This is a genomic window from Domibacillus robiginosus (assembly GCF_000966195.1).
Taxonomy (GTDB): Bacteria; Bacillota; Bacilli; order Bacillales; family Domibacillaceae; genus Domibacillus; species Domibacillus robiginosus.
Genome location: NZ_LAHL01000021.1, coordinates 1 through 20,407, shown reverse-complemented (window position 1 = coordinate 20,407; position 20,407 = coordinate 1). Strand labels below are relative to the sequence as shown.

Genomic DNA, 20,407 nt, shown 5'->3' with positions numbered 1-20,407 from the left:
CGAGTTTGTCTACAGTCTGAGAAGAGACAGATAAATCTGTCTCTTCTTCCAGGCTGCCCAAAAATGCTCACTTTCGGCGTCACTTTCCGGCTCTTATTTCAGCATATCATTCACACGCGCCATAAAGTCTTCTTGTACAAGCGCAAGTTTCTCGGTTACGTCTTTGAACGAATCCGCTTTTACACCAAAATAAAATTTCACTTTTGGTTCTGTTCCAGATGGGCGGGCACATACCCACGTACCGTCTTCGAGAAAATATTTCAAAACATTTGAAGAAGGAAGCTCAATGGTTTGCTTCTCATTTGTCGCCAGGATCGTACGTTCACCCGTATGATAATCTTCTACAGACGCTACCGGAATGCCGGCAATCGATTCGGGTGCCTGCGTACGGAAAGAAGAAAGTAGTCCTGCAATTTGCTCGGCCCCGTCTTTTCCTTTTAATGTTAACGACTGTAGGCCTTCTTTGTAGTAGCCAACACGCTCGTACAAATCCATAAGGGCGTTGTGAAGGGTTTTCCCCTGATTTTTGTAATACGCGCATGCTTCAACAGCTAACAGTGCCGCCTGTACAGCATCTTTGTCGCGTGCAAAATCGCCAATTAAATATCCATAGCTTTCCTCGTAGCCAAACAAAAACTTATATTCACCGGACTCATTATACTGTTCAATTTTTTCACCGATAAATTTAAAGCCGGTTAAAACATCTTCACATGAAACGCCGTATTGAGCCGCTGCTGCGCGTCCAAGTTCAGAGGTAACAATCGTTTTGAAAATACGGCCATTCTCAGGAAGGGTGCCTTTTTCTTTTTTGCGGGCTAATATATAGTCCACCAGTACAGCACCTGTTTCATTTCCTGTCAGCAAAATGTATCCGCCATTTTCGTCTTTTACAGCAACACCAAGACGGTCTGCATCTGGATCTGTGGCAATGAGAATATCCGCATCTACTTTTTGTCCATCACGGATCGCCAATTCAAACGCCGCTTTTTCTTCCGGATTTGGAGATTTCACTGTTGAAAAATTTGCATCCGGCTGCTCCTGTTCGGCTACAACCGTTACATTTTGATAGCCAAGCGCTTCAAGTGCCTGACGCACAGGCTTGTTGCCTGTACCATGAAGCGGTGAAAATACGATATTAACATCTGATTCCTGTGAAGCTTCCGGCCATTCCGAAATAGTCACAAGCTTGTTCACGTAGGCCTGATCAATTTCTTTCCCAATTATTTGGATAAGACCCTGTTCTTTCAGCACTTCTTCATTCTTTACTTCAATTTGAAGTTCATCGCCTGCCGCGTTCACTTTGTCAATAACACGGTCAGCCGCTTCCGGAGCAAGCTGAGCGCCGTCAGGCCCATATACTTTATAGCCATTGTATTCAGGCGGATTATGGCTTGCCGTAATGACGATACCGGCAAAGGCATTGAGCTCACGTACTGCAAAAGACAATTCCGGTGTCGGGCGAAGCTCATCAAAAACGTATGTTTGAATACCTGCCGATGCGAGAGTTTTTGCACTTTCAAGCGCAAATTCCGGAGATTTATGGCGGGAGTCATAAGCAATCGCTACACCGCGTTTTTTCGCTTCTTCCCCTTGTTCTGTTATGTAAGCCGCTAAACCTGCGGACGCTTTCCGAATCGTATATACATTCATTCGATTTGTTCCGGCACCGATTTCACCACGCATGCCGCCCGTACCGAATTCAAGATTTTTGTAAAAAGCGTCTTCTAAACTTTTTTCATCTTCCTCAATAGAAAAGAGCAGTTCGCTCATTTCCTTGTCAAGCTCTGAATAGTTTTTCCATCTCGTATATTCTTCTTTCCAGGCCACAGGCATTCCCTCCAAACTATGATTTCCTATATCATACCATCTGTTTCTTTTATTTCACAGAATTAATAACAATAAACCTCATTCATTTCCAATCAAAAACAGCCAAAGCACCAAAGCCGCTCAGAATGTTTTACTTTTCTTGTTTGTTCAGACTATAATGCTATTGTTCAGCAATTATTCTTATGATAGGCGGAATTGATGATGCTTAAGAAAGAAAATCTGCTTTTTACCGCATGGGCTGCTTCGTTTACAGCCATGCTGGGCAGTCTTTATTTTTCAGAGGTTGTCGGCTACGAACCTTGTGAGCTTTGTTGGTACCAGCGTATTTTGATGTACCCACTCGTCTTAATTCTCGGTATTGCTATCGCCAGAAAGGACATAAAAGCCGCTGTGTATTCACTTGCTCTGTCCGGTATTGGCGGCCTGATTTCGCTTTACCATTATGGCATTCAAAAAATTGATTTTTTATCGGATGCTGCCCCCGTCTGCGGCCGTGTACCATGTACCGGGATGTATATCAACTGGTTTGGGTTCATTACAATCCCATTTCTTGCGTTGATTGCATTTACGATTATTTTTGTTTCAAGCTTACTAATTTTAAAAAGAAAAGGAGCGTAACTCATTGAAAAAAGTAATTATTTTTGCGGTGATTCTCGTTGCCGTATTCGGCGCGATTGCTTTTGTAACGCAATACCAGAAAGAAGAGGCATCGAAAGGAAATCCGTACGGCAAGGATGACCTTCATACAGAAACAGTGAAACAGCTGGATGATCCAAACTATCAAAATATCGTCCTGCCTGAGGACCTGGAGAAAAAAATAGAAGATGGTGAAGACGCGGTTGTATATTTTTACAGCCCAACCTGCCCTCACTGCCAGGAAACAACACCTGTTTTAATGCCGATTGCAGACGATGAAAATGTTGAAGTGCTTCAATACAACCTGCTTGAATTCGAAAAAGGCTGGACGGATTACGGGATTGAATACACACCGACGCTTGTTTATTTTGAAAACGGCGTGGAAAAAGACCGGCTTGTTGGCAGTCAGCCCGAAGCAGAATGGACCGCTTTTTTAAATCAGACAAAAGAAAACAAACAATAAAAAAAGAGCGGCTTTCCCTTTTGGGAAGGCCGCTTTATTTTTAAAAATTCGTCCGCTTATGTTCAATAAAAAAAGACAGCGGAAATGGAAACACAATTTGATAACTTTGCAGGATATGAATACTTTCAGTAAATAATGCTTCATATTGAGTAGATAGAGATGAGGTTTCTAAAATGGAAATAATCGTATTCAGTGCTGTAATCACACGCGAAGCATCGTGAAGAGATTCCACATACTCAAGCTGTTTATCATCGATCGAAAAAAGATTTTCCTCTTCAAGCATTTCGACAAGTTCCGAATGAATATAACGTGGAAATACCTGACTCGACAAATAAGAACACAATGTTTTAATTTTCTCTTCTTGTTCAATAGTTGAAGACATAAGAATGGACATGATTTACAGCCACCTTTAGTTGCAGTCTCCTATCAGAATACCATACAATTCTTGCAGAGAAAATATCTATTTATTTGAAAAGGGTGAATTTTATGCACACTATTCGGCAAGATCAGCAGTGGGTTATGCATATAGATACAGAATGGGCGGGTACGACGATTGAGTCGATTCTTGCAGAAAAATGGCAGCTTCCTAAAAAAATGGTGCATAGATGGCGAATGGATAAAGCTATTTTGTTAAACGGCCAGCCGGCAAATTGGCGGCAGCCGCTCCAGCCGAATGACCGTCTGTCCGTTCCTTTTTTCCAGTCCGGTTCATTTGGCGGCCACCCTGCTCCACCATCTCCTTCTATTTTATATGAAGATGATCATCTTATTGTGGCAGATAAGCCAGCCGGGATGAAAACACATCCAAATGAACCCGATGAACACCACACGTTGCTGAATGGTGTCTGCTACCATGTTTCATTGAAAGGAGATGTTCTTCCCGTACGGCATGTTCACCGGCTTGATGAGGGAACAAGTGGAGCTGTTTTATTTGCCAAGCATGAAGCAGCTTATGCGGCCCTTTCCCGTTTGCTTGAGAAAAAAGAAATTTTTCGGACATACTACGCAGTAGTGGATGGTCATGTGTTAAAAAAAAGTGGTACAATCACAAAACCAATTGGAAAAGATCGCCATCACCCGTCGAGGCGGCGTATTTCCCAAAATGGTCAAACGGCTGTTACACACTTTGAGCGAGTTGCAGTACAGGACGGCTTCTCTCTGCTTCGATGCCGGCTTGAAACAGGACGGACTCATCAAATTCGTGTACATTTAGCATCGATTGGCCATCCAATCTCTGGTGATGCATTGTATGGCGGTAGCCAGATTTCCAAGTACCCGCTGCTTCACGCAGAAAAACTAACAATTCCTCATCCATTTGTAAATGATTGCGTAACCGTATCGGCACCTATCAGCGAATCGATAAAAAAGCTTTTTTTACTGACATTTTTCGAGTAGAATGGGAAAGTTGAGATTATTTTTAACTATTTTCAGGAGGTTAGGAACGTGTTTAAACAGAAAAAAGATAAATTTTCAATACTGCTTGAAGCGATTGCGTTAAATTTAAAAGAAGGTGCGGATTATTTCGCTGAATATAAGCTGAACAATGCCGGCGATTTAAAAATCTTTTCAGATGAGATGAAACGCTTCGAAACAAAAGGCGATGACCTTATGCATGAAGTGATTAAAGAATTGAACCACACTTTCATCACACCAATTGAACGTGAGGACATTCTGGCGCTGGCAATGAGCATGGACGATGTACTCGACGGTATCGAAGCGACAGCTGCTATGTTTGAAATGTATTCTGTTATCAGCGTGGATGAGTACATGTTGAAATTTGTTGATGCAATCCGTTCTTGTGCAGATGAAATTGTCTCAGCTGTTGAACTGCTTACTGTTAAAAAATTGCAAACAATTCGCACCCATGCCATTAAAATCAAGGAATATGAAACGGTCTGCGATGGCATTCTGCGCCAATCTATTAAACATATTTTCACAATCGAAAAAGATCCAATCCGCTTGATCAAGATGAAAGAAATTTATGAGAACCTGGAAGAAATCGCGGATTACTGCCAGGACGTTGCAAATACACTTGAAACCATCATTATGAAAAACGCATAAGGGGTCTTGACCGTTGGATACATTATTTCTTATTACTATTTTGATTGTTATTTTTGCGCTCGCGTTTGATTTCATTAATGGATTCCATGATACCGCTAATGCAATCGCAACGGCCGTTTCAACGAAAGCTCTTACACCTCGGCGCGCAATTATATTAGCCGCTTTTATGAACTTTTTAGGGGCTATGACCTTTACCGGTGTAGCTAAAACAATCACAAAAGATATTGTTGATCCATTTATGCTCGAGAATGGGCTCGTTGTCATTATGGCCGCGTTGATTGCCGCTATTTTTTGGAACCTGCTTACCTGGTACTACGGGATTCCGAGCAGTTCATCTCATGCCTTAATCGGCTCTATTGCCGGAGCGGCGATTGCAGCAGCCGGGTTCCAGGCGTTAAATTATGGCGGATTTTTCAAAATTCTTCAAGCACTTATTATCTCGCCGTTGCTTGCTTTTGCAATTGGCTTTATTGTCTATAGTATTTTTAAAGTTGTATTTAAAAACAACAATTTAGCGAAAACAAATCGGAATTTCCGAATGTTTCAAATTGCCACTGCTGCTCTGCAGTCTTATACACACGGTACGAATGATGCGCAAAAAGCGATGGGGATCATTACAATGGCATTAATCGCTGGAAACTACCAGCAGTCAACAGATATCCAGTTGTGGGTACAGGTTTCCTGTGCGCTGGCAATGGGGCTTGGTACGTCAGTCGGTGGGTGGAAAATCATTCAAACTGTTGGCGGCAAGATTATGAAAATCCGTCCGGTCAACGGTGTCGCAGCCGATCTTTCATCTGCGATAATTATCTTTGGCGCCACAATGATTCATTTACCGGTCAGCACAACCCATGTTATCTCTTCTTCTATTCTCGGTGTTGGTACTGCCCACCGAGTCAAGGGAGTTAAATGGGATACGGCTCAGCGTATGCTGATCACCTGGGTCATCACATTGCCGATCACTGCTACTCTTGCAGCCATCTGTTACTATATACTCAATATCTTTCTTTAAGCTGAATCAGTGCCTGATTCAGCTTTTTTATGCAAAATCCGATTTCTTGACGTATGAACAGATATTGATTAAAGTGAAAAACGAATATCACTTATGAAAAGTAATAAAGGAACGAGTTTTTCGCTTTCATGGCGAAAAATGTCGATATAGGGGGATTTTTGTTTATGTCAGACTTTTTTGAAGTAGCTCTTGGCCGCCGTTCGGTAAAGGTATACGATCCAAATGCTTATATATCGAAAGAAGAACTAACAGAACTGCTTGAAACAGCAGGACGGGCGCCTTCTGCCTGGAATTTGCAACAATGGCACTTTCTTGTTTTCCATGGAAAAGACGTACAGCAAAAATTGCTGCCTATTGCTTATAATCAGCAGCAAATTGTAGAGGCTTCGGCTGTTATTTGTATTCTAGGTGATCTGCAGGGGAACTTAAATACAGATCCTGTTTTTGACCCACAGGTGGAAAATGGTGAAATCACCCCTGAGCTTAAAGAAATTTTAGCCGGGCAAATTAACGGAGCTTACAAACGTCCGGAATATCCACGGGATGGCGCCATTTTAAACTCATCGCTGGCTGCCATGCAGTTTATGCTGGCTGCACGTGCAAAAGGATATGACTCATGTCCAATTGGCGGCTTTAACGTATCTGGCCTTGTAGAAACATTTAACGTGCCTGATCGTTATCTGCCAACGATGCTCATTACAGTTGGTAAAGCTCTTCAGGAGGGCCGCCCTACTGATCGCCTGCCGATCAACCAGCTTGTTACTTACGCAGAATAAGAAAAAAGCCGCTCTTTTCACAGGGCGGCTTTTTGAATTGCCTCTTGCACCCGCTTCAGAAAACGTCTAGTATTAACATGGGATTTTAACGCTTGTTTTTGGAGGAATGAAGAAATGTTTAAATTGAATCAACACGGGACGACCGTTAAAACGGAAATGCTTGCCGGCTTAACGACCTTTCTGACAATGGTATATATCGTTGTAGTAAACCCGATTATCTTGTCAGATGCGGGCGTCCCGTTTGAACAGGTGTTTACAGCAACCATTATCGCCGCTGTTGTCGGCACACTTTGGATGGGCTTGTTCGCTAACTATCCGATTGCGATTGCCCCTGGTATGGGGATGAATGCCTATTTCGCTTATTCAGTCGTCGGATCACACGGCGGCATTACTTATGAAACAGCATTTGCGGCTGTTTTTATTTCTGGCCTTTTGTTTGTCATTTTGTCTTTAACACCGCTTCGCGAAAAATTAATTGAAGCCATCCCGGAAAATTTAAAGCATGGTATTTCGGCTGGTATTGGCCTGTTTATTGCTTTTATCGGGCTTCGCCTCACCGGTATTATCGCTGCAGACCCAAGCAACCTCGTTAAACTCGGTGACTTAAAAAGCCCCTCCGCTCTTTTGGCTCTGTTCGGTCTCGCGATCACGATTGTTTTAATGGTGCGGGGCATTAATGGTGCACTGTTTATCGGTATGGTTATTACCGGACTTGTGGCTCTTTTTACCGGTCAACTTTCTTTTAAAGAGGGCTTTGTCGGCATGCCGTCTATGCCAGATGGGCTTGTAGCGCTCAACCCTGTTTCAGCGCTTGGGGATGTAGTGAGCCATGGATTATATGCGGTTGTGTTTTCGTTTTTACTGGTAACTCTTTTTGATACGACAGGTACAATGGTTGGCGTTGCCCAGCAGGCGGGCTTGATGAAAGGAAACAAAATGCCCCGGGCGCGCCAGGCGCTTTTGGCCGATTCTGTCGCTACATCAATTGGAGCGATGGCCGGTACAAGCCCGACGAGTGCTTATATTGAATCGTCTACTGGTGTTGCAGCTGGCGGAAGAACAGGACTAACATCTGTTACAGTAGCTGTACTGTTTATTATAGCTGCTTTTTTCGGACCTCTTGTTTCTGCAGTATCAGGTATATCTGCTATTACAGCGCCGTCGCTTATCATTGTCGGCTGTTTGATGATGCAAAACGCAGCGAAAATCAACTGGAGTGAGCTTGACGAAGCATTTCCTGCGTTTCTTATTATTTTAACGATGCCGCTGACGTCAAGTATTGCGACTGGCATCGCGCTTGGGTTTGTATCGTATCCGCTTGTGAAAATTGCCCGGGGACGCTACAAAGAGATTCATCCACTTGTGTATATTTTTGCCGTGCTGTTTCTCTACCAGCTTTTATTTTTACCACATTAAAAAAATCCGCCCCGGCAACCGGGGCGGATTTTTTTATAAAGAAGACAAAGCACTCGCAACTGAGACTGTACGCTTCGCCTGATGCTTTACCGCTGCTTCCACGTTTTCTTTCATGCCGTCTCTTCCTACTGACACACTTGTGCCATATGGATTTCCTCCTGCTTCAAACAAGACGGGGTCCGTGTAGCCAGGTGCTGCAATAATAGCGCCCCAATGATACATACTTGTATAAAGCTGAAGAATCGTTTGTTCCTGTCCACCATGTGCGTTTTGAGCTGAGGTCATAGCGCTGACAACTTTGTTAGCTAGCTTTCCGGTTGCCCACAGGCCGCCGGTTGAATCAATAAACTGCTTGAACTGACCGGGTACATTACCGTATCTAGTCGGTACACTGAATACAATAGCGTCTGCCCACTCCAGGTCAGCCAGCGTAACCTCTGGAATATCCTTCGCTTCTTCTACGTGCGCCTTCCAGGCCTCATTTTCTTCAATGGACGATGCCGGAGCTGTTTCCGGAATTTTAAGCACCTTCACATTTGCTCCTGCTTCTTCTCCGGCTTCTTTTGCCCACTTTGCCAATTGAAAATTTGTACCCGTCATACTGTAATAAATAACTGCTAAATTGGTCATTTTTTGAGCTCCTCTCATGCGTGGTTTACTCCTACTGCTGAGTTTGCCCGCTGGAGAAACAAACAAAACCTTTTTTATTTGTCTGGCTGAAAAAAGTAAGAAAGGGCCGGGTATACATCCTCTCTTTTGCGGATCACATACGATTTAAACAATGGATTTTGTACTTTTCGAAAAGCAGACATAAGCGGAGTGGTCCGATTGTATTGATTTACTTCTCCATATCCGAACATGCGGCAGTGTGGCAGTACTTTTTCAAGCAGGGCTACACATTGAGGATTGTCTGATGCCAGATTATCACCATCGGAAAAATGAAATGGGTAAATATTGTATCGCTCCGGCGAATACTTTTTCTCCATTAATTCCAAAACAAGACGATAAGCAGATGAACAAATGGTTCCACCGCTTTCTCCCTTGGTGAAAAAATCATTTTCTTCCATCAAGAGTGCTTCTGTATGGTGGGCAATAAAAACAATATCAACAGTGGTATACTTTTTTCTTAAAAAACGAGTCATCCAGAAAAAAAAGCTTCGGGCAATATACTTTTCAAACGGCCCCATACTTCCGCTCGTATCCATCATCGCAAAAATAACGGCTTTTGACTGGGGCTTTTTCTCTTCTGTAAAAGAGCGAAAACGCCGATCTTCTGGACGAACAGGAAAAAAAGAAGTTTCACCTGCCAGTGCATTTCGTTTAAAAGCAGCCATTAATGTTTTCTTTTTATCAATACGGGCCGTCACGCCTGTTTTACGAATATCGTTAATCGTCCAATCAGTAATAACAGACTCTGATTTTTCTTTTTCAGCCAGGTTTGGCAGCTCCAGCTCAGAAAACAGAGCTTCCTCAATTTCGGCCATGCTTACTTCCGCTTCATAGAAATCTTCCCCACGCTGGTCGCCGGCTTTTTTACCTTTTCCTGGCGCACTTTTTTCATCGCCGCCAGCCCGGGCGATGGCATCGCCGACTTCTCCTTTTCCCTGCCCGGTATGTTTGGACTTTTCATCAGAATAGCGGATTTTATATTCTTGAAGTGATCGGATTGGCAGCTTTACTGTCCGCTTTCCGTCTGACATAATAATTTGCTCTTCCGTTACCATGTCAGCTAAGTTTTTTTTAATCGCTTCTTTTACTTTTTGACGATGCCGTTCCTGATCATCGTACCCTTTACGGTGCAAAGACCAGTCTTCTTCTGATAAGTGATAGGACCGCTCCATTTTGTTTCCTCCTTAGGTTTTATTTGCTTACATCCAGGGTAAATAAATAGAAAAGAACGCGAGGTGACTCATTATGAATTTGAAAAAGCGTGAAGAAGAGCCGATGAATTCAATGGTCACAAGTTTTGAAGACATGGAAATCCTTGGCCGTCAAATGGAACGACAGCGGACCAACGAAGAGCTACAGCAGCATGAACGACAGCCTGATCCCATTCAATTTGACCAATCAACCGATGGAAAACAATAACCCGGCTGCCTGCAACCGGGTTTTTCTTTTGGTTATCGGTTTAAAAGTCCTCCAACGTAGCGAAGTAATTCATTGGCAGAAACTGAATTATACCCACATTCGTCAATTAAACGCGCCGTCACTTCATTCATTTTTTTAAGCTGCTGCTCATCTGGCGTTACAGACGACGTTGTAATTTTAACTACATCTTTTAAATCGGAAAACAGCTTTTTCTGAATCGCATCACGCAGACGGTCGTGCTCACGATAATCAAATTTCTTGCCTTTACGGGCATAAGCGGAAATTCGAATCAGCATTTCTTCGCGGAATGCTTTTTTAGCGTTTTCCGACACGCCAATCTGTTCTTCAATCGACCGCATTAAACGCTCGTCCGGACTGATTTCCTCACCTGTCAGCGGATCACTTAATTTCACTTTGTTGCAGTATGCTTCCACATTGTCTAAATAGTTGTCCATCAATGCACGAGCCGATTCCTCATACGAGTAGACAAAAGCTTTTTGCACTTCTTTTTTCGCTGTTTCATCGTACTGCTTACGTGCCTCGGAAATAAACTGTAAATACTTTGTGCGCATTTCCTTTGTGATAGATGGGTGGGAATCCAGGCCATCTTTTAATGAACGAAGCACATCAAGTGCATTGATCGAATTTGTTCCTTTTTTAATAATAGCAGCAGAGATTCGATTCATTACATACCGTGGATCAATGCCATCCATTCCTTCATCTGGATGTTCTTTCTGAAGTTCAAGAGCGTCTATTCCTGTTAAGCCCTCTACTACTGCTCCGTCATAAAGCTTCATTTTCATAACCAGGTCAATGTTTGCACGGCTCGATTCTTTTAAACGGGTTAAAATAGTAAACATCGCGGCGGTGCGGAATGTGTGCGGTGCAAAGTGAATGGAAGCTGCTTCACTTTCATGAATCATTTTTTCATAAATTTTTTCCTCTTCTGTAACTTTGAGGTTGTAAGGCACTGGCATAACAATCATACGTGAATGAAGAGCCTCATTTTTTTTATCGGCAATAAACGAACGATACTCCGTTTCATTGGTATGAGCAATAATCATTTCATCTGCTGAAATAAGTGCAAACCGGCCGGCTTTAAAATTGCCTTCCTGTGTAAGAGACAGCAGGTGCCATAAGAACTTTTCATCACATTTCAGCATTTCCTGAAATTCCATTAAACCTCGGTTCGCAATATTTAATTCTCCATCGAAACGGTAAGCACGTGGATCAGATTCAGATCCAAATTCAGCAATCGTTGAAAAATCGATACTGCCCGTTAAATCCGCAATATCCTGTGATTTTGGATCAGACGGACTGAAGGTACCGATACCACGACGGCGGTCTTCAGAAAAGAAAATACGTTCCACTGGCACTTCTTCAATACGGCCGCCAAATTCATGTTCAACCCGGTAGGCATTTAAAGGAGACAGTGACCCTTCAATACGAATACCATACTCTTCATAAAAATCGTCTCGAAGCTCACGTGGGATTAAATGAAGCGGATCTTCTGCCATCTGGCAGTTTTTAATTGCATAAACGGCTCCTGCATCTGTACGTGTATACTGCTCGAGTCCGCGTTTGAGCATGGAGACAATCGTTGACTTCCCGCCTCCAACTGGACCCATTAGCAGCAAAATCCGTTTTCTCACATCTAATTTTTTTGCTGCTGGATGAAAATACTCTTCCACAAGGCGCTTAATCGGCTCTTCCAGACCGAAAAGCTCACGGCTGAAAAAGTCATAGTTGCCATCAGTTGTGCCGGATGAACGAATCATATTGTATATACGCGCATGTGCAGGCATTGCAATATGCGGCTTTTGTTTCACAAGCTCCAAATACTCCCTGAATGTTCCTTCCCAGCGCAGCTTTTCTTCTTCGGCACGGCATGATTGAATTTTATCGAGTATCGTCATAAATGGCTCCCTCCGCTCCGCACTCTAATGGGCGTATTTATCGGATTTTATGCGCGGCCGAAACCATTTATGAGAAAAAGAAGCGTTCACATTCAATATCTCATCCGTTATAATAATGAAAGATGAAGGCGTTTACGTTAAAGAAAGGAGCTACTTTCCATGAGATTATTAGGTGTTCTTTTCGTCTGTGTCGCTTTTTTAACAGCGATTTTCACAGCAGGCTACGACGACAAGCCGGGTGCAAAATAAAATAAAAAAAGCTGTACCGAAAAAAATCGGTACAGCTTTTTTTTTAATAAGTGATTATAACCATCATTTAACTTAAAACGTCCTGCGCTTTTTTGAGCCAGCTTCAGTCGGCCAGTTCCTCGGTCATAAGCTCTCCCGCCTTTGTGGCAAAAAACGCCACCAATGCGGTTTATCTTATGCCTGCTGGGCCTGAACAGCCGTCTTGCGCTTCCTGTATTAATGCAGGCCTGGAAATCCCTGCTGCCGAAGTGCCTCGTATATAAGAATGGCCGCTGTATTGGACAAATTAAGTGAGCGGACATGCTCATTCATTGGGATGCGCAGGCAGCGGTCCATATTGGCCGCGATTAAATCCTTTGGAAGACCCGTTGTTTCTTTGCCAAACATAAAATAATGATCCTGTTCTGTATCACTGTAGTCAAACTTGGCGTGATCCTGCTTACCGAACTTTGAAAGATAGTACATATGTCCATTTGAGTTTTTTTCAAAAAACTCTTCAAGAGAATCATAATACGTAATATCAACAAACTCCCAGTAATCAAGCCCCGCACGCTTTAACATTTTATCGTCGGTCGAAAATCCAAGCGGGCGGATTAAATGAAGCGGTGTGCCGGTCGCCGCACACGTCCGCGCAATATTTCCGGTATTGGCCGGGATTTCCGGCTGGTATAGCACTACATGAACTGCCACAAAACTTCACTCCTTTTCAACTCATCATTATAACATGGAACCAATCTGTCCGAGTGCTTTTTTAATTTCATCCAGCACTGCTGCTTCTTTTTCACGCTCCAGTGCTTTGGACAGCTGCGACTCTGCTTCTGCACCGCCAATCTGTCCAATAGCGTAGGCTGCTGTTCCCCGAAGAACCGGACGTGGATCGTCGTGAAGCAGCGCAGCAAGGGCCGGCAGCGAAGATGGCTCCTTAAAATGAGCCAGTGCAATAACTGCATTTCGCTGAATCGGCTTTTTACCGCGCCATGAACCGGACATCGCGCCAAAGCGCTCCTTAAATTCCTTGTTGCTCATCGATAAAAGCGGCTCTAATAGCGGCTTCACTTCTTCCGGTGCCGGTGTCATTTCTTCGTGGTTTAATGTATGTTTTCCCTTGTTTGCCGGACAAACGGTCTGACACGTATCACAGCCATACAGCCGGTTTCCGAGATGTTTACGGAATTCCTGGGGCAAAAAGTCTTTTGTCTGCGTTAAATAAGCGATACACCGCTGGGAATTAAGCTGTCCTCCTTGAACGAGTGCACTTGTTGGACAGGCATCAATACATTTTGTACACGTGCCGCACTGGCTTTCCACCGGTGTGTCCGGTTCAAAAGGAATATTGGTCAGCATTTCTCCTAAATACACGTATGAACCAAACTCCGGCGTGATAATCGCACAATTTTTTGCACTCCAGCCAATGCCGGCCCGCTCTGCCACAGCACGGTCTGACAGCTCACCTGTATCAACCATTGATTTCGTTTGAACATCCGCTACTTTTCCTTTTAAAAACGCTTCAAGCTGTTCCAGTTTTCTGCGCAGAACGAGGTGATAATCTTCTCCCCAGGACGCCCGGCAAAACAATCCGCGCCGCTCTCCCCTTTTCCCTTTCGGTGCTCCTTCCAGCTTCGATGGGTATGCCAGTGCTATGGCGATGATTGAACGTGGTTGATCCATCAAGAGTGCCGGGTTGATCCGCTTCTCAATATCTTTCTCCTCAAAGCCGGACGCATACCCCAGTTCTTGCTGATGCACCAGCTTTTGCTTTAATTCAAGAAACGGATCGGCTGCAGCGAATCCAATTTTATCAATGCCAATCTCTTTACTGTAGTCAATCAGTTCCTGCTTTAACTGCCGGTACATTTCTTCTCCTCCGTTCCATAGAAAACAGGCAAACGGGAATCCCGTCTGCCTGTTTGTCGTTTTTCTTATTATTTCACAAAAACACGATAAAGTCGAGTACCTCAGCTGTAAATCCTGCTTCCTGTTTGAACAAATTCCTTTGATTTTTCTTTCATGCCATCTTCGGCTGCCTGCTTACGTAAATCATGGGAAATGCGCATCGAGCAGAACTTTGGTCCGCACATGGAACAGAAATGAGCTGTTTTTGCGCCTTCTGCCGGTAGAGTTTCATCATGGTATTCACGTGCCCGGTCCGGGTCAAGTGATAAGTTAAACTGATCATGCCATCTGAATTCAAAGCGCGCTTTAGACAGGGCATCATCTCTTTTCTGCGCTCCCGGATGGCCTTTGGCAAGATCCGCTGCATGAGCAGCAATTTTATAGGCAATAACACCTTCACGAACATCATTTTTATCCGGCAGGCCAAGATGCTCCTTCGGTGTCACATAACAAAGCATCGCCGTGCCATACATGGCAATCATCGCCGCGCCGATCGCAGAAGTGATATGATCATAGCCCGGTGCGATATCCGTTGTCAGCGGTCCGAGTGTGTAAAACGGCGCGCCCTGGCAAATATCAATTTCTTTATCAATATTTTCTTTGATTTTATGAAGTGGTACGTGTCCTGGTCCTTCGATCATTACCTGAACATCGTGTTTCCAGGCGATTTTCGTCAGTTCGCCAAGCGTTTCAAGTTCTGCAAATTGAGCTTCGTCATTTGCATCGGCAATCGATCCTGGACGAAGACCATCTCCTAAAGAAACCGAGATATCGTACGCTTTTAAAATTTCACAAATTTCTTCAAAGTGTGTGTATAAGAAATTTTCCTGGTGATGAGCGAGGCACCATTGCGCCATAATGGAACCACCACGTGAAACAATACCGGTTGTCCGCTTAATCGTCATTGGAATATAGCGAAGCAGTACGCCGGCGTGAATCGTAAAATAATCGACTCCCTGCTCAGCCTGCTCAATGAGTGTATCCCGATATACTTCCCATGTTAAATCTTCTGCTATGCCTTTTACTTTTTCAAGAGCCTGGTAAATCGGCACAGTGCCAACCGGTACCGGCGAATTGCGGATAATAAATTCCCTTGTCGCATGAATGTTTTTTCCTGTAGACAGATCCATAATCGTGTCCGCACCCCAATGCGTTGCCCACGTCATTTTTTCTACTTCTTCTTCAATAGATGAACTCACTGCCGAGTTACCAATATTCGCATTGACTTTCACATGAAAACGGCTGCCAATAATCATCGGTTCATTTTCAGGGTGGTTAATATTGGCCGGAATAATGGCACGGCCGGAAGCAACCTCCTCCCGAATCGTTTCTGCATCCATGTTCTCACGAATCGCTACATATTCCATCTCCGGTGTGATGGTGCCTTTTTTCGCATAATGCATTTGCGTTACGTTCTGGCCAGAAAGCGCCCGTCTTGGTTTATGTGCAAAATCCGCTGGAAACATCGCTTCCGCTTCTTTCACCCCATTGTCTTCCGGCTTTACCTCTCTTCCTTCATACAGCTCTGTGTCTTCTCTGGCTGCCACCCACTGCTCTCTTATGCGTGGCAGCCCTTTATGTACATCTGCAATAAAACCGGGCTCTGAATAAGGACCGCTTGTGTCATACACCGTGATCGGTTCGTTTGAATGGGTTCCTGCATCTGTTTTCGTGTCACTTAATTTAATTTGTCGGAATGGAACCCGGATGTCCGTTTGACTTCCTTTCACATAAACTTTTTCACTTGCTGGAAACTGTGCCTGCAGGTCGATTTTTTCACTTTTCAAACGATTCAATTTATTTTCCTCCCTGGACTGCTGGAACCGATCTGGACACAGACACGTAAAAAAACAAAAACGGGTTCTTTTAAAATAAAGAACCCGTGAAATAGTATGATGAACGGCGTAAAAACCGTGTCCCTACTTCCCTACGCTGGTACTGGCCAGATCAGGTTCGAAGGGTTAAAGAGCCTAAAAACGCGCTCTTCTCTCAGTCCGGCTAACGGACACCCCCAGCAGTTGTAAATTATGAAGCTGTATGAAAACAGTAACATGACCAAAACGATCTGTAAAGCAGTTTTTCCATGTAATGCTATTTATTTGCCCGAAGAACCCTTAAATGCTACGCTTATAATCAGGTTTTTATCAGGCGAACGGAGGCATTACAATGCAGAATATTTCTTTAGCAGAAGCGGTGAAGTTAAAAAGCATTTTAACGAAAAAAGTGCATGAACTTGAGGAAGAAATAAGCCGCGTTGCTTACACAACGATTGAAAAAGGCGCTTCGATTCCAGCTCATATAAGGACTGTAAGCGCTGTAGAAGCAGAACTTCAAGAAGTTCGAAAAGACGCCCGGACACTGGATCGGCTCATGTACAAAGCCAACAGCGAAAATACCGTTTTCTTTAAGGACGAAACCATTCCGCTTGTAGAAGCGATTGAATGGGCGACGCAGCTTCGCGCAGAAGCACGGCTTTGCAAGGAATTGGGCGCTTCTCCAAAAGAGGAAATCCAATACGGCTATGCCGAGAACACTACTGTTTATAAAGTAGCTCTGTTTGAACCAGAAGACTATCGACAAAAAGCGATTCAGCTTGAACGGGAAGCTCATAAGCTTTCTAATTTAATCAATGCAAAAAATTACGCGGTCACTATTGCGTTCAATGACGAAAAGTATTTTTAACCTTGAAAAAGTGAGACTCTTTTTCAAGGCGCAGGATAAGGAACCTCACTTTTTGAATAGAAAAGCAAACCAATTCCCGTTTTCCATTCACCTTGTGACCGATAACCAATCACCATCTAATGCGATGGCAATCTGTCCTTAGATGTTTTTAATCGGTTTCTCCCTGCGAAATAGCCTCTTCTCTTTGAAGAGGCTATTTATTTAAAGAGAAGCATTTTGAATAACAGACAGCATATTTTGGTTTGGATAATTCACTTCTTTGTATTGACTCACCACTTTGTCCGCATCAAATTCCACCCTTTCAATGGAAGTGCTGATCCGGTGTCCGTCCGTTTCTACAATAGCGTATGAAGCTTTTTGGACGCCGTCAAACGGCAGGCCAACGCTGCCAATATTCATAACGATCTTCCCTTTTATGAACCGAATATAGGGCTTATGAATATGAGCGTAGATATATACGTCAGTACTTTCAGAAAGCATCAGTTTTGTTTCTAAAATTTCGTCAGGCTCAAAAGAAGAAACAACGGTAAATAAGCTGTCCGGCGCTGCATGAAAAGCATGAACTGCTACACCATCCAGTTCGAGATGAAGCTCTGTTGGAAGAGCATCTAGGTAGTTGATATCCGCTTCTTCTAACTGTGATACAGTCCAGTCACGTTCTTGATTCATCAGCTCCAACGCTGCCTCTGCTACTTCACCTTTGCGAACACCGCGTACCACCCATTCATCCGCATTTCCTTTAATCACTTCTGTTTGAAGCCCTTGAATCAGCTCCAGTGACCGCTTCGGTTCCGGTCCGCGGTAACAGAGGTCTCCCAGCACATAAATTTTATTTACCTGCTTCGTTTTGATATCATTCAACACAGCTTCAAGCGCCACTGCATTTCCATGAATATCAGAGATAAAAGCTGCTTTCATTTCCAACATCCTTTTTTTATAATTTTAAAATAAAGAGTCAATATGTACAAAAAATTATGACAAGCAAGTTTTTTTTACTGTAAAGAAATAAGCTCACCGATAAAGGTGAGCTTTATATTTTATTTAAGGTTATTTTTTTCTTTTTGTGGAGCAGAAGAATCTGAGCCCTCCGCTTTTTCAAGTGCTTTTAATTCAGCATTCGTCTGCGGGAATCCATTTGCCTGCCATTCATCTCTATATTGTGCGTCAAGCTCAGTCAGCCCTTCGTACTCATCGGCTTTTTTTGAATCGGAACTTTCCACTTTATCTTTTTTAAGCTCCGTTGATTTATCATCAATAAATTTTGTTTTTTCAACGACCATCGTTTCTTCCTTTCTAGAGGCAATTCCGTTCTTAATGCCATCTACTACTTTGGTCGTGCCAGTTTTTAAGCCTGTTCCGATTTTCCCCATTGTTCCGGTACCTGTAATGCCGGCTTCTTGCTTTTGTTGAAAAGCGTTCAAAGCTAAAACAATTCCAGTTGTCAACAAAGCGGTTGAGCCTACAACGACACCCATTGTCATTTCTTTTTTCTGAAGAGACGAATTCATGCGATCCAGCATTTCTTTTTCCTTTTCCATCATTTTTTGCTGTGCTTCTATACCGGTTTTAACTCCCTGGATCGTTTTATTAATACCGCCCTTAATCATCTCTTCTTCTGTTTCAACACCTGTTTTAATAAGATTTGCTGTTTTTCCCGTACCCGTTTTTACACCATTTGTGATACCTTTTTTCACTTCTTTTACAGCACTAAATTTTTGATTTCTCTTTTCAGCCATTTGTTTCTTATAGCTGTATCCCTTTGTCATCTTTACAGCTCCTGCAGATGCCAGAGCCGAAGAACCGATAATGATCCCCATAGTAGATGTTTTCATTACATACCCCTCCATTTTAATAATATAAGTTAATAAGGATATTACCGAAAAGGAGAGATTTTAAACAATATTCACAACAGTTGCTACTATTTATCTATATAGAAAAAGAAAAAGAGGAGATCAAAAAGAAGGACGGGACTGTTCACAAATAAAAAACCCTTCAACATTTGTTGAAGGGTTACGCCGTTTGATACCGGCGGCCGGGGTCGAACCGGCACTCCCGTGAAGGAACTGGATTTTGAGTCCAGCGCGTCTGCCAATTCCGCCACGCCGGCAAAAACAATGGAGGCGGCAACCGGACTCGAACCGGTGGTAAAGGTTTTGCAGACCTTGGCCTTACCGCTTGGCTATGCCGCCATATTTATTGGAGCGGAAGACGGGATTCGAACCCGCGACCCCCACCTTGGCAAGGTGATGTTCTACCACTGAACTACTTCCGCAAAAAAATGGCTGGGCTAGAAGGATTCGAACCTTCGCGTGACGGAGTCAAAGTCCGTTGCCTTACCGCTTGGCTATAGCCCATTTATATGGGGCGATCGATGGGAATCGAACCCACGAGTGTCGGAGCCACAATCCGATGCGTTAACCACTTCGCCACGACCGCCATAGTTATTTAACTAATATACTCAATTGGCAGGGGCAGTAGGAATCGAACCCACACCGGAGGTTTTGGAGACCTCTGTTCTACCGTTAAACTATGCCCCTAAAACTGGTGGAGGGGGGCAGATTCGAACTGCCGAACCCGAAGGAGCGGATTTACAGTCCGCCGCGTTTAGCCACTTCGCTACCCCTCCACGTTATATATGCTAAATGGTGCCGGCAAGAGGACTTGAACCCCCAACCTACTGATTACAAGTCAGTTGCTCTACCAGTTGAGCTACACCGGCAACATAATGGCTCAGGACGGAATCGAACCGCCGACACAAGGATTTTCAGTCCTTTGCTCTACCAACTGAGCTACTGAGCCTTTTTCGAAACTACTATGTAAATAAATGGCGGTCCGGACGGGACTCGAACCCGCGACCTCCTGCGTGACAGGCAGGCATTCTAACCAACTGAACTACCGGACCAAATAATTGCGGGGGCAGGATTTGAACCTGCGACCTTCGGGTTATGAGCCCGACGAGCTACCGGGCTGCTCCACCCCGCGATAATAAAATGGTGGAGGATGACGGGATCGAACCGCCGACCCTCTGCTTGTAAGGCAGATGCTCTCCCAGCTGAGCTAATCCTCCAAAATGGTGACCCCTACGGGATTCGAACCCGTGTTACCGCCGTGAAAGGGCGGTGTCTTAACCGCTTGACCAAGGGGCCAATATGTATTTTTTCGTAGAGTATACTGGCGGAGAGCAAGGGATTCGAACCCTTGAGACAGCGGTAACCGTCTACACGATTTCCAATCGTGCTCCTTCGACCTCTCGGACAGCTCTCCATAAATGGCTCCGCAGGCAAGACTCGAACTTGCGACCGATCGGTTAACAGCCGATTGCTCTACCACTGAGCTACTGCGGAATACTTATATAAAATCTTCCGCCAGGCGGCGTCCTGCTCTCACA

Annotated in this window: 19 protein-coding genes, 15 tRNA genes and 1 riboswitch; of the genes, 9 read left to right on the top strand and 25 right to left on the bottom strand. The window is 44.0% G+C overall.

Annotated features, from left to right (window positions below):
- Positions 1 to 93: 93 nt before the first annotated feature.
- Positions 94 to 1,827, bottom strand: coding sequence for a phospho-sugar mutase (locus tag VP97_RS12860; RefSeq protein WP_050182259.1), 1,734 nt, complete (start codon positions 1,825 to 1,827; stop codon positions 94 to 96).
- 201 nt (positions 1,828 to 2,028) lie between these two features.
- On the opposite strand from VP97_RS12860, the gene VP97_RS12855 reads away from it, so the two are divergent.
- Together VP97_RS12855 and VP97_RS12850 are read left to right on the top strand one after the other, a co-directional pair.
- On the top strand, positions 2,029 to 2,445 hold the full coding sequence (locus tag VP97_RS12855) for a disulfide formation protein C (RefSeq protein WP_425388468.1): 417 nt from the start codon (positions 2,029 to 2,031) through the stop codon (positions 2,443 to 2,445).
- A gap of 4 nt (positions 2,446 to 2,449) precedes the next feature.
- Positions 2,450 to 2,926 carry a thioredoxin family protein gene (locus tag VP97_RS12850; RefSeq protein WP_050182257.1) on the top strand — a complete coding sequence of 159 codons (477 nt, stop codon included), beginning with the start codon at positions 2,450 to 2,452 and terminating at the stop codon, positions 2,924 to 2,926.
- A gap of 40 nt (positions 2,927 to 2,966) precedes the next feature.
- On the opposite strand, the gene VP97_RS12845 is transcribed toward VP97_RS12850, so the two are convergent.
- Positions 2,967 to 3,320, bottom strand: a complete 354-nt coding sequence (locus tag VP97_RS12845) for a DUF5365 family protein (protein WP_050182256.1) — start codon at positions 3,318 to 3,320, stop codon at positions 2,967 to 2,969.
- 92 nt (positions 3,321 to 3,412) lie between these two features.
- Here VP97_RS12845 and VP97_RS12840 point away from each other — a divergent pair, with 92 nt between their 5' ends.
- The 5 genes from VP97_RS12840 (at position 3,413) to VP97_RS12820 (ending at position 8,191) form a co-directional block, all read left to right on the top strand.
- A complete protein-coding gene (locus VP97_RS12840; protein WP_050182255.1) occupies positions 3,413 to 4,321 on the top strand; it encodes an RluA family pseudouridine synthase in 909 nt (302 codons plus the stop codon).
- A 48-nt stretch (positions 4,322 to 4,369) separates the two neighbouring features.
- A complete protein-coding gene (locus tag VP97_RS12835) occupies positions 4,370 to 4,987 on the top strand; it encodes a DUF47 domain-containing protein (protein ID WP_050182254.1) in 618 nt (205 codons plus the stop codon).
- A 13-nt stretch (positions 4,988 to 5,000) separates the two neighbouring features.
- The gene (locus VP97_RS12830) at positions 5,001 to 5,999 is read left to right on the top strand and encodes an inorganic phosphate transporter (RefSeq protein ID WP_050182253.1); all 999 of its coding nucleotides are present in this window, start codon (positions 5,001 to 5,003) and stop codon (positions 5,997 to 5,999) included.
- A gap of 164 nt (positions 6,000 to 6,163) precedes the next feature.
- On the top strand, positions 6,164 to 6,775 hold the full coding sequence (locus tag VP97_RS12825) for a nitroreductase family protein (RefSeq protein ID WP_050182252.1): 612 nt from the start codon (positions 6,164 to 6,166) through the stop codon (positions 6,773 to 6,775).
- Positions 6,776 to 6,889: 114 nt separating this feature from the next.
- Positions 6,890 to 8,191, top strand: coding sequence for an NCS2 family permease (locus VP97_RS12820; protein ID WP_050182251.1), 1,302 nt, complete (start codon positions 6,890 to 6,892; stop codon positions 8,189 to 8,191).
- Between the two features lie 33 nt (positions 8,192 to 8,224).
- On the opposite strand, the gene wrbA is transcribed toward VP97_RS12820, so the two are convergent.
- Both wrbA and yhbH read right to left on the bottom strand, forming a co-directional pair.
- Positions 8,225 to 8,821: an NAD(P)H:quinone oxidoreductase gene (gene wrbA, locus VP97_RS12815; RefSeq protein ID WP_050182260.1), complete on the bottom strand. Its 597-nt coding sequence runs from the start codon at positions 8,819 to 8,821 to the stop codon at positions 8,225 to 8,227.
- Between the two features lie 74 nt (positions 8,822 to 8,895).
- Positions 8,896 to 10,032 (bottom strand): sporulation protein YhbH, encoded by a 1,137-nt coding sequence (gene yhbH, locus VP97_RS12810; RefSeq protein WP_050182250.1) that lies wholly within the window; start codon positions 10,030 to 10,032, stop codon positions 8,896 to 8,898.
- 73 nt (positions 10,033 to 10,105) lie between these two features.
- On the opposite strand from yhbH, the gene VP97_RS23865 reads away from it, so the two are divergent.
- Entirely contained in the window at positions 10,106 to 10,279 is a 174-nt protein-coding gene (locus tag VP97_RS23865; RefSeq protein WP_156153489.1) for a hypothetical protein, read from the top strand.
- A gap of 32 nt (positions 10,280 to 10,311) precedes the next feature.
- Here VP97_RS23865 and VP97_RS12805 read toward each other — a convergent pair whose 3' ends face one another.
- The 4 genes from VP97_RS12805 to thiC all read right to left on the bottom strand — a co-directional run bounded on the left by VP97_RS12805 (position 10,312) and on the right by thiC (position 16,109).
- The gene (locus VP97_RS12805) at positions 10,312 to 12,195 is read right to left on the bottom strand and encodes a PrkA family serine protein kinase (RefSeq protein ID WP_050182249.1); all 1,884 of its coding nucleotides are present in this window, start codon (positions 12,193 to 12,195) and stop codon (positions 10,312 to 10,314) included.
- A gap of 465 nt (positions 12,196 to 12,660) precedes the next feature.
- Positions 12,661 to 13,134: a tRNA (uridine(34)/cytosine(34)/5-carboxymethylaminomethyluridine(34)-2'-O)-methyltransferase TrmL gene (gene trmL / locus VP97_RS12800; protein ID WP_050182248.1), complete on the bottom strand. Its 474-nt coding sequence runs from the start codon at positions 13,132 to 13,134 to the stop codon at positions 12,661 to 12,663.
- A 27-nt stretch (positions 13,135 to 13,161) separates the two neighbouring features.
- A complete protein-coding gene (queG, locus tag VP97_RS12795) occupies positions 13,162 to 14,298 on the bottom strand; it encodes a tRNA epoxyqueuosine(34) reductase QueG (protein ID WP_050182247.1) in 1,137 nt (378 codons plus the stop codon).
- 101 nt (positions 14,299 to 14,399) lie between these two features.
- Positions 14,400 to 16,109 (bottom strand): phosphomethylpyrimidine synthase ThiC, encoded by a 1,710-nt coding sequence (gene thiC, locus VP97_RS12790; protein WP_281175096.1) that lies wholly within the window; start codon positions 16,107 to 16,109, stop codon positions 14,400 to 14,402.
- A gap of 135 nt (positions 16,110 to 16,244) precedes the next feature.
- Positions 16,245 to 16,360, bottom strand: a riboswitch (TPP riboswitch).
- Positions 16,361 to 16,503: 143 nt separating this feature from the next.
- On the opposite strand from thiC, the gene VP97_RS12785 reads away from it, so the two are divergent.
- Positions 16,504 to 17,019 (top strand): hypothetical protein, encoded by a 516-nt coding sequence (locus VP97_RS12785; RefSeq protein ID WP_050182245.1) that lies wholly within the window; start codon positions 16,504 to 16,506, stop codon positions 17,017 to 17,019.
- A 201-nt stretch (positions 17,020 to 17,220) separates the two neighbouring features.
- On the opposite strand, the gene VP97_RS12780 is transcribed toward VP97_RS12785, so the two are convergent.
- The 17 genes from VP97_RS12780 to VP97_RS12700 all read right to left on the bottom strand — a co-directional run bounded on the left by VP97_RS12780 (position 17,221) and on the right by VP97_RS12700 (position 20,363).
- Positions 17,221 to 17,937, bottom strand: coding sequence for a metallophosphoesterase family protein (locus VP97_RS12780; RefSeq protein WP_050182244.1), 717 nt, complete (start codon positions 17,935 to 17,937; stop codon positions 17,221 to 17,223).
- Positions 17,938 to 18,056: 119 nt separating this feature from the next.
- Entirely contained in the window at positions 18,057 to 18,851 is a 795-nt protein-coding gene (locus VP97_RS12775) for a hypothetical protein (protein WP_050182243.1), read from the bottom strand.
- Positions 18,852 to 19,042: 191 nt separating this feature from the next.
- Positions 19,043 to 19,126: transfer RNA gene (locus tag VP97_RS12770), tRNA-Leu, on the bottom strand.
- A gap of 8 nt (positions 19,127 to 19,134) precedes the next feature.
- Positions 19,135 to 19,208 (bottom strand) — tRNA-Cys (locus tag VP97_RS12765).
- A gap of 8 nt (positions 19,209 to 19,216) precedes the next feature.
- Positions 19,217 to 19,291: transfer RNA gene (locus tag VP97_RS12760), tRNA-Gly, on the bottom strand.
- A 7-nt stretch (positions 19,292 to 19,298) separates the two neighbouring features.
- Positions 19,299 to 19,373, bottom strand: a tRNA-Gln gene (locus VP97_RS12755).
- A gap of 6 nt (positions 19,374 to 19,379) precedes the next feature.
- Positions 19,380 to 19,455 (bottom strand) — tRNA-His (locus tag VP97_RS12750).
- Positions 19,456 to 19,482: 27 nt separating this feature from the next.
- A tRNA-Trp gene (locus VP97_RS12745) sits at positions 19,483 to 19,556 on the bottom strand.
- Between the two features lie 5 nt (positions 19,557 to 19,561).
- Positions 19,562 to 19,645: transfer RNA gene (locus tag VP97_RS12740), tRNA-Tyr, on the bottom strand.
- A gap of 17 nt (positions 19,646 to 19,662) precedes the next feature.
- Positions 19,663 to 19,738: transfer RNA gene (locus tag VP97_RS12735), tRNA-Thr, on the bottom strand.
- Positions 19,739 to 19,745: 7 nt separating this feature from the next.
- Positions 19,746 to 19,818 (bottom strand) — tRNA-Phe (locus VP97_RS12730).
- Positions 19,819 to 19,844: 26 nt separating this feature from the next.
- Positions 19,845 to 19,921 (bottom strand) — tRNA-Asp (locus VP97_RS12725).
- 6 nt (positions 19,922 to 19,927) lie between these two features.
- Positions 19,928 to 20,001: transfer RNA gene (locus tag VP97_RS12720), tRNA-Met, on the bottom strand.
- A 9-nt stretch (positions 20,002 to 20,010) separates the two neighbouring features.
- Positions 20,011 to 20,086, bottom strand: a tRNA-Val gene (locus VP97_RS12715).
- A 4-nt stretch (positions 20,087 to 20,090) separates the two neighbouring features.
- A tRNA-Glu gene (locus VP97_RS12710) sits at positions 20,091 to 20,165 on the bottom strand.
- Between the two features lie 26 nt (positions 20,166 to 20,191).
- Positions 20,192 to 20,283 (bottom strand) — tRNA-Ser (locus tag VP97_RS12705).
- Between the two features lie 5 nt (positions 20,284 to 20,288).
- Positions 20,289 to 20,363 (bottom strand) — tRNA-Asn (locus VP97_RS12700).
- Positions 20,364 to 20,407: the final 44 nt, after the last annotated feature.